The following is an 8,571-nucleotide window of genomic DNA, read 5'->3' on the forward strand; positions in this document are numbered from 1 at the left end:
TTGGATACTGAATTATTATCAAAAATGATATTTTTATCTGGAATATTTAATAAAGTTCGTATACAATTACTATTAGGCATCTGAAGCCCTCCTTTATAAAGTTTTAGTCGATTTTATTATAGGGCATCAGATGCTTTTTGTGTATAAAAAAATAAATGATGCCATTGAAAAATTTCTTCAACAACATCATTTATTGTAGAACCGAGAAAATAACCGTTTAAACGATGAATTTGGAGGATAAAGCTATGATTCGTGTATATAACACATTAACTCGTGAAAAAGAAGAATTTAAACCATTAGAACCAGGAAAGATTAAAATGTATGTCTGTGGACCAACAGTATATAACTACATTCACATCGGAAATGCGCGCAGTAGTGTGTCATTCGATACTATCCGTCGTTATTTTGAATATCGTGGATTTGAAGTAGAATACGTATCAAACTTTACTGATGTTGATGATAAGATTATTAAGCGTTCCAAAGAAACAGGCATGACACCTGAAGAAGTCTCTAAAAAATATATTGAAGCTTTCTTTGAAGATACTGGTGCATTAAATGTAAAACGTGCAACAGTTCACCCAACAGTAATGAACACAATGACAGAAATTATTGACTTTATTGCCGACTTAATTGAAAAAGGTGTAGCTTACGAATCAGAAGGCGATGTCTACTTCATGACAGAATCGTTTGATGGTTATGGGAAATTAAGTGATCAAAGTATTCAAGATTTACGGGTGGGAGCAAGTGAACGTACAGTAACTGCTGATGATAACAAAAAACGCAGCCCATTAGACTTTGCATTATGGAAATCAGCAAAACCAGGCGAAATTAATTGGGATTCACCATGGGGTAAAGGACGTCCAGGTTGGCATATCGAATGTTCCGTAATGGCTAATAAATATTTAGGCGACACAATCGATATTCACGGCGGCGGACAAGACTTGTCATTCCCTCACCACGAAAATGAAATTGCCCAAAGTGAATCAAAAACAGGACACCCATTTGCGAACTATTGGATGCATAATGCCTTCGTAACAATCGGTGAAGATGGCGAAAAAATGAGTAAATCATTAGGTAATTTCGTATTAGTACATGATTTAATTCAAAAAGTAGACCCACAAATTGTAAGATTCTTCCTAGCAACAGCTCACTATCGTCGCCCACTAAAATTCAGTGAAGCTTCATTAGATGATGCTCAAGCTAACTTAGAAAAGATCAACACAACATTTGTTAATGCGAACTACCGCCTAGAAACAGCAGCCGACTCATTAGCAGACGATGAAGAAGTCCTAGCAAAATTTGCACAATTAGAACAAGACTTCATCAAAGAAATGGACGACGACATTAATGCTCAAAACGGTATGACCATCTTATATCAATGGATTAAAGAATGGAATGTCTACTTAGAACGCGAAATAGTATCACGCGTAGTATTAGAAAAAGTTTATCAAAAAGCCACAGAATTATTCGGCATCTTCGGAATTGAAGAGAAAAAAGCAGCATTATTAGACGAAGATATTCAAGCATTAATTGATGAACGTTTAGAAGCAAGAAAAAATAAAGACTTTAAGCGCAGTGACGAAATTCGTGACTTATTAAAAGAACAAGGAATCCTACTGGAAGATACACCACAAGGAACACGTTGGAGAAGAGCATAATATGACAAACATTGACTACAAACAACTAAACGGCTTAGCACTAGCTTATATCGGGGATGGCATTTATGATTTATATATTCGTGAATATGTCCTAGAAAAAGGCTTAACACAACCAAATCGTCTGCACCGTGCCACAACAAGTTATGTATCAGCCAAAGCACAATCACGCATTATGCATAGCTTATTAGAAACAGCTGACTACTTAACCGAAGAAGAATTAAGCTATTACAAACGTGGACGCAATGCTAAAAGCCATACAAGCGCCAAAAACGCAGACGTCACAACATACCGTGTCGCAACAGGATTTGAAGCCTTATGCGGATACTTATATTTAAGCAAGCAACAAACCAGATTAGAAGAAATCTTCGCAAGAAGTATTGCCATCATAGAGGAGACAAGTAATGAGTTATAAACCAAACAATAAAAAACACTACAATAAATCGAACCGCCAAAATCATAAAAAAAGAGCCACTAAAGGATTTCAACCTAAAAATGAACGCTTTGAGTCCTCAGAAATTAGCTTACATGATTCAGAACAACCAGACTTTATTTACGGAAGACACGCTGTTTTAGCAGCATTGGAAAAAAACCAAAAAATCAATAAATTATTCGTACAAGAAGCGTTGTCTAACCCAGAAATCACGACTATACTTGCATTGGCTAAACAAAATCGCATTCAAGTTCAAAATGTTCCGAAAACTAAATTGAATGATTTAACAGATAATGCTGTTCACCAAGGTGTCGTATTATCAATTGCAGCTTTTGAATATGCTGAACTGGATGATTTATTTGAAATTGCCGAAAAAAGAGAAGAACAGCCATTCTTTATGATTTTAGATGGTATTGAAGATCCATTTAATCTAGGTTCAATTCTTAGATCAGCAGATGCAACTGGTGTACATGGGATTATCATTCCAAAACGTCGTAGTGTCTCATTAACATCAACAGTTGCTAAAACATCAACAGGAGCCATTGAACATGTGCCGGTTGTACGAGTAACGAATATTACCCAAACAATTGATGAGTTGAAAAAACGTGGTGTATGGATCTTTGGGACAGATATGAATGGAACGGATTATCGCCGTTGGAAAACAGATTGTCCATTAGCGGTCGTAATTGGTAATGAAGGTAAAGGTATTTCTCGTTTAGTGAAAGATTCAGTTGATGAAATGGTCACCATTCCAATGACTGGCCATGTTCAAAGTTTAAATGCTGGTGTTGCAAGTGCCTTAATGATGTATGAAGTCTATCGTGGAAGACATAATCTATAATATTGGAGGTGAGCGCCATGAAAAAGGAACTCTATATTGTAGACGGTTATAATATGATTGGTGCTTGGCCTGAATTAGTTGCTTTAAAAAAAGCAGATGATATTGAAAGTGCAAGAGATTTATTATTACATGAATGTTCGAATTTTCAAAAATTTGAAAATATTGAAGTGTGGGTTGTTTTTGATGCACAATTTGTTCCAGGAGTACAGCAATCATTTGATAAGTATGCTGTGAAAGTTATTTTTACAGCTGAAAAAGAGACTGCTGATAGCTATATTGAACGAACTGTACCAAAATATAATAATCGCTTAACGCAAGTATCAGTAGCAACCAGTGATTTGGCAGAACAGTGGATGATCTTTCAACAAGGAGCTCTGCGAAAGTCAGCACGCGAGTTTTATAATGAAATTAAGGAAAGCAAAAAAAAGCAAAGAGATATTTCAGAACAATTTGAATTGTCTGGAAAACGTCGTAAATCGCCATGGGATGATAAGCAATGGCAAGAATTAGACCAATTACGTTTTGCTCTACATTATTCTAAAGAAGACTAAGAATGACTGTATCGCCAAAGGGGGATATAGAAGTTTGGTACTTAAGGATGCTGAATATTATGTGGATAGTTATTTATCTGGAAGGATTGATGATGCGGAATTAGTGCAAGGGGTAGAACCGCTTATGAGATGGGTCTATCTTAATCACACGATATCGGGTGTACTGGAACAAGAAGATTTTCTTCAAGAAGCACGCTTATTATTACTGAATTCAGTCCAGAGCTTTGATAAGAAGTATAAGGTTAGATTTTCAACGTATTATACGAAAATTTTGAAAAATTTTTTGTGTGATGAATTGCGTAAAAAACACACGCAAAAACAAATTCCTGAAAACCTATTTGTTAGAGAAGATGAATTAGTTGATGTTGCAGCGGTTCATTATGGTGTGGCATCTAGCTCAAAAGGTTATTATTCTGAGAATCGCTTAATTATTCAAGAGAATATTGAAGAGTATATCTGTAGCTTATCTCATTTTGAAAAGCAAATTTTATATCAATGGCTAACACTTAATGAGATAGAAGCAGAAGAATTAATTAGACCGATATGTCAAAAAAATGCTTACCATCGGTGTCGACAAAAAATGCTGATGTACTTACAATAAAACACATTATGCTTATATAAAAGAAATATAACAGACAAAAATAACCATCTCGAATAATGAGGTGGTTATTTTTTTGTTTCTTGATGATTATACTTGCTTTTTTAGTAGTAAACACGGTAAGATTAAGGAATCTTGAGTATTGAATTTTTTGAAAAAAGATTGAGTATTTAAGAGAATGATGACTTTGCTAAGTATTTTTAAAGACAGGGTGAAATCATATGATTATTATCAATTATTAGCAAGACCACCTGTATTGTAAAAGATATATTTTAAGCAAAGACATAAGATTTTTTGTCAACTGTTAAGATGTTAGGAGCTATATAAAAGAATAGTGTCTTAACAAAAAAGAAAGGTGGAAGGTATGGAAACAGAGAAGAAGAGATTTAAAAAAGGGATCGCATTTGGCGTTCTAGTAGGGATTGCATGGGGTCTTGACGGTGTATTAATGGGGAAAGTGGGACAAGCAGAACTATTCACAGATAAAGCATACGCCTTATCGAAAGGGCTTTCAGAATTAAGTTTTGATTTTTCACCATTAGTAACAGCTTTCTTTCATGAAAGTTTCTGTTTTATGTGGGTAGCATTATATTTACTTTGCAGAAAACAATTAAAAGCAGTGTTTCACTTATTATTTAAGACGAAAAAAGGACGTGCAGCCGCTATTGCAGCCTTGGTTGGTTCGCCAATTGGGATGAGTGCTTATTTATTAGCGATTAATTATGCGACAGCGCCATATGCATCTAGTATTGCCGTAACTTATCCAGGTGTTGGGGCAATTCTTTCGTACTTAATCTTAAAAGAAAAATTAAATTACAAATCAGCAATCGGTATTGGAATTAGTTTGTTTGGTTCATTTATGTTAGGGTTCAATCCTTCAGCAGGTGTGCCGGATACATTCTTTAAAGGAATCTTATTCGCGATTGTCGCAGTATTTGGCTGGGCATTAGAAGGTGTGATTATTGGATATGCCATGAAGCACATTAAAGGTGAAGATGATGTAGTAGCTGAGCCTCAACAATTCTTATGTTTACGTTATTTCGTGTCAATGATTGCTTATTCAGTTGTTATCTTACCAGTAATTGGTGGATATCCAATGGCACAAGAAGTCGTATCAAGTGGTATGGTCTTTAAATATGCAGGAATTGCGATTTTAGGAGCGATTACTTACTTATCATGGTATAAAGCTGTTGATTTAGTTGGAGCAGCAATGGGGACAGCATTAAACTCAACAGCCGCTTTATGGGTATTAGTATTTAGTGCTTTATTATTCGGTCAAACAATTACATTAAACCTAGCAATTTGGGGCATTATTATTGTAGCAGGTGTCTTTATCTTTGCTTTAGGGCCATTAACTGAAAAAAATAAATAGATAAAAGCAAGAGACCAATTGGAGGAAAAAAATGTTAGATAAACAAGTTATTAAAAATATGGAAGAATTAGTCGATGGTTGTATGGGAGAAGAAACAGCAGCCTGTCAAGCAACTTGTCCAATGCACACTGATGTAAAAGAATATATCCGCTTAATTAGAGATGGCGAAGGAACAGAAGCTATTAAAGTTATCCGTGATAAATTATTTTTACCAGGTTCATTAGGTCGTATCTGTGCTCATCCGTGTGAAGCACAATGTAAATGGAATGAAGGCAAAAGTCCAATGGCAATTGCAAGTTTAAAACGTTATGCGGCTGATAACTTTGATGAAGAAGGCATTTGGGACTTAACAACTGCACCAGAAACAGGTAAAAAAGTAGCCGTTATCGGAGCTGGACCATCAGGATTACAAGCAGCAATCGATTTACGTCGCCAAGGTATCGCCGTAACAATTTTTGAAAAATTACCAGTACGAGGCGGTATGCTTGCAGTTGGAATCCCAGCTTATCGTTTACCAAGACATGTCTTAGAACATGAAATTACTTACCTAGACAAATTAGGTGTAGAATTCAAAATGAATTGTGAAATCGGTAAAGATGTACAATTTGACGAGATTATTAACGAATTTGATAGCGTAGTAGTAGCAGTAGGGAAACATCAAGGACGTGTCGACCGCAACCTAGAAAACTGGGACGCAAAAGGCATCTTCTCAGCAGCAGAATTCTTAAAAGAAGCAGCCCTAACAGGAGACGTTAAAGAAGCTGGAACAAAAGCTTTAGTAATCGGTGGTGGTGACGTAGCAATGGACTGTGCTAGAACAGCAGCACGTGTTGGTAGTATCGAAAAAGTCTACTCAGCATGTTTAGAGGATTCATTTGACCATATGTTTGCCTCAAACCACGAAATCAAAGGCGCTATTGATGAAGGGGTTAGCTTTAACCATGCTCAAGCAATTAAAACAATCCATAAAGACGAAAATGGACGTGTATCAGGCGTAACAATGAAAGAATGTCTAGGAATGTTCGATGCAGAAGGCCGTTTCTCACCACAATTCAATGAAGATAAAACATTCGACTTAACAGTAGATACAATTGTCTTTGCGATTGGTCAAGGAGTTGACGCAGAATTTGCGGGGGATGCTTTAGAACAACGCCGTAACTCAACATTTGAATGCGATCCAGAAACATTACAAGCGAACACAAATGAAAAAATCTTCGTAACAGGAGATGCATCAGGTGAATCAGTCATCGCTATCCAAGCAATGGCTACTGGTCGACGTGCTGCCGAATCAGTAAGACGTTATCTAAATAATGAAGACTTACGCGAGGGCCGCAATATTGATGATACAAAAACCTATACAACAAAATTAGACATGCCAACAAACTGGGATGAAATCGAAGGAACACGTATGGGTATGGCAGAATTACCAGCCAGAGAACGTATCCAATCATTTGAAGAAGTACTATTAGGTTACACAGCAGACGAAGCACATAACGAAGCAGACCGTTGCCGCCAATGTGAATGCCGTCTATGTATGACAGAATGTATCATGATGAATGACTATGCCTCATGTCCAAAAGCTTTATTTAGAGAATATCTAGAAAAAGGCCATGAAAAAATGGATAAAATGATTGCCTACTCATGTAATGAATGTAGTCAATGTACATTAGTGTGTCCGAAGAGCTATGACATCCGTGAAAACTTCATGGGAATCAAACGTGCCTATGCCGAAGAAAATGATGGCGTAGTAGCAATCGATGAATTATTAGAAAGTGAAGAAGCGCAAGTATTAGAATGTGCTGACGAATATTGTACAACAGTCCCAGGTAAAAACACTGACTCAAACTTACCATCAAAAGAAGTTGTTGAAACAGTAGTCGAAACAGTCATTCATGAAGTAATCGATAATGTAATTGACACAGTAGTCGATGCCGTATCAGATGAACGCTGTGCTTGTGGCAAAAAACCAAAATCAGCATGCTGTGGAGGTAAACACCACGAAGAAAAAACTTCATGCGGCTGTAACACTCATAAAGGAACAGGAGAATCTATGACACAAGAAACTCATACACACAAACATGAAAATTGTGCTTGCAAACACCAAGAACAACAACCAAAACAAACAGGATGCGGATGCAGAGGCCAAAAAGAACCAGCCACTACAAACCAAGCACCAGCACAAACACCAAAGAAAAAGAAAAAAACTAAATACGTATATGCACCAGGATGTACCGTATCAGCTCTATCACCAGAAGCAAACGAAAACATCTTACGTCACCTAAAAGATTCACTAGGCGAAGAAAATGTAGGTGCTATGTTACGTTGTTGTGGTAAAGTAACAGGATTTTTAGGTGAAAATGCCAAATTCGACGAAAGAAATGCCATGGCGATTGATGAATTAGATGAAATGGGAGCAGAAGTTATTATCACTGTTTGCCCATCATGCTATAAAGTATTTGGTAAAACAAATCGTAACCAACGCATGATCTCATATTGGGACTTAATGCATGACTTAATCGGCTTACCAGAAGGCGCTAAAGGAATCGGTAAAGACTCAGATATCGTCTTTAATATTCATGACTCATGCGTGACACGAGATGTATCAAGCCATCACGAAAGTATTCGTTGGATGCTAGATGAAATGGGCTATAAATGGGAAGAAATCGAACGTAATGGAATGCGCACTCGTTGTTGTGGTGTAGGAGGAATGGTCTGTTCTTCAAACCCAGAATTATATGAACGTGTCTACACAAGACGTGTGAACGACTTCAACCAAAATGATATCCTAACATATTGTGGCTCATGTAATGGTACAATGATGACAGCTGGAAAAAATTCAGTTCATATCCTAAACCTATTATTCGGTGATACATATATGAAAGCTGACTTAGGCAAACGTCCATATGACACAACAGAAGAAATGTGGGAAAATCGTTTAGCGACAAAAGAACGTTTCGAAAAATTTAAAGACTAAAAAATTAACTGTCGTAGTTGGTTTTGAAAAAACTAGCTAAAACAAAATAAATAGGTTCTATAATTTATAGGGTTGATGAGTAAAATCATTGATCCTATTTTTTATGTGCTTATTGGCTTTTAAAAAAATAAAGAGTTAATCATTCAG

The 8,571-nt window shown here is 36.4% G+C and carries 7 protein-coding genes; all 7 read left to right on the plus strand.

Going from position 1 to position 8,571, the window contains the following annotated elements; genetic code table 11:
* The first annotated feature begins 245 nt into the window (after window positions 1–245).
* Window positions 246–1,658 carry a cysteine--tRNA ligase gene (cysS, locus tag BMX09_RS09240; protein WP_089747958.1) on the plus strand — a complete coding sequence of 471 codons (1,413 nt, stop codon included), beginning with the start codon at window positions 246–248 and terminating at the stop codon, window positions 1,656–1,658.
* Window position 1,659: 1 nt separating this feature from the next.
* Window positions 1,660–2,070: a Mini-ribonuclease 3 gene (locus BMX09_RS09245; protein WP_089747960.1), complete on the plus strand. Its 411-nt coding sequence runs from the start codon at window positions 1,660–1,662 to the stop codon at window positions 2,068–2,070.
* The gene (rlmB, locus tag BMX09_RS09250) at window positions 2,060–2,929 is read left to right on the plus strand and encodes a 23S rRNA (guanosine(2251)-2'-O)-methyltransferase RlmB (RefSeq protein WP_089747962.1); all 870 of its coding nucleotides are present in this window, start codon (window positions 2,060–2,062) and stop codon (window positions 2,927–2,929) included. The genes BMX09_RS09245 and rlmB overlap by 11 nt, the downstream gene beginning before the upstream one ends.
* Window positions 2,930–2,946: 17 nt before the next feature.
* Complete coding sequence (locus BMX09_RS09255; RefSeq protein ID WP_089747964.1) at window positions 2,947–3,480, plus strand: NYN domain-containing protein; 534 nt, start codon at window positions 2,947–2,949, stop codon at window positions 3,478–3,480.
* A 34-nt stretch (window positions 3,481–3,514) separates the two neighbouring features.
* On the plus strand, window positions 3,515–4,081 hold the full coding sequence (locus BMX09_RS09260) for a sigma-70 family RNA polymerase sigma factor (RefSeq protein ID WP_089747965.1): 567 nt from the start codon (window positions 3,515–3,517) through the stop codon (window positions 4,079–4,081).
* A gap of 361 nt (window positions 4,082–4,442) precedes the next feature.
* Window positions 4,443–5,450 (plus strand): DMT family transporter, encoded by a 1,008-nt coding sequence (locus BMX09_RS09265; protein ID WP_089747967.1) that lies wholly within the window; start codon window positions 4,443–4,445, stop codon window positions 5,448–5,450.
* A 31-nt stretch (window positions 5,451–5,481) separates the two neighbouring features.
* Window positions 5,482–8,424, plus strand: a complete 2,943-nt coding sequence (locus tag BMX09_RS10215) for an FAD-dependent oxidoreductase (protein WP_218138948.1) — start codon at window positions 5,482–5,484, stop codon at window positions 8,422–8,424.
* Window positions 8,425–8,571 lie beyond the last annotated feature (147 nt).

Origin of the sequence: Granulicatella balaenopterae, from assembly GCF_900111135.1 — a bacterium.
GTDB lineage: Bacteria > Bacillota > Bacilli > Lactobacillales > Aerococcaceae > Granulicatella > Granulicatella balaenopterae.

Bases quoted from the DNA above. Each gene is read 5' to 3' on its own strand.
- cysS (WP_089747958.1), top strand. From the start codon at position 246: ATGATTCGTGTATATAACACATTAACTCGTGAAAAAGAAGAATTTAAA.
- BMX09_RS09245 (WP_089747960.1), top strand. From the start codon at position 1,660: ATGACAAACATTGACTACAAACAACTAAACGGCTTAGCACTAGCTTAT.
- rlmB (WP_089747962.1), top strand. From the start codon at position 2,060: ATGAGTTATAAACCAAACAATAAAAAACACTACAATAAATCGAACCGC.
- BMX09_RS09255 (WP_089747964.1), top strand. From the start codon at position 2,947: ATGAAAAAGGAACTCTATATTGTAGACGGTTATAATATGATTGGTGCT.
- BMX09_RS09265 (WP_089747967.1), top strand. From the start codon at position 4,443: ATGGAAACAGAGAAGAAGAGATTTAAAAAAGGGATCGCATTTGGCGTT.
- BMX09_RS10215 (WP_218138948.1), top strand. From the start codon at position 5,482: ATGTTAGATAAACAAGTTATTAAAAATATGGAAGAATTAGTCGATGGT.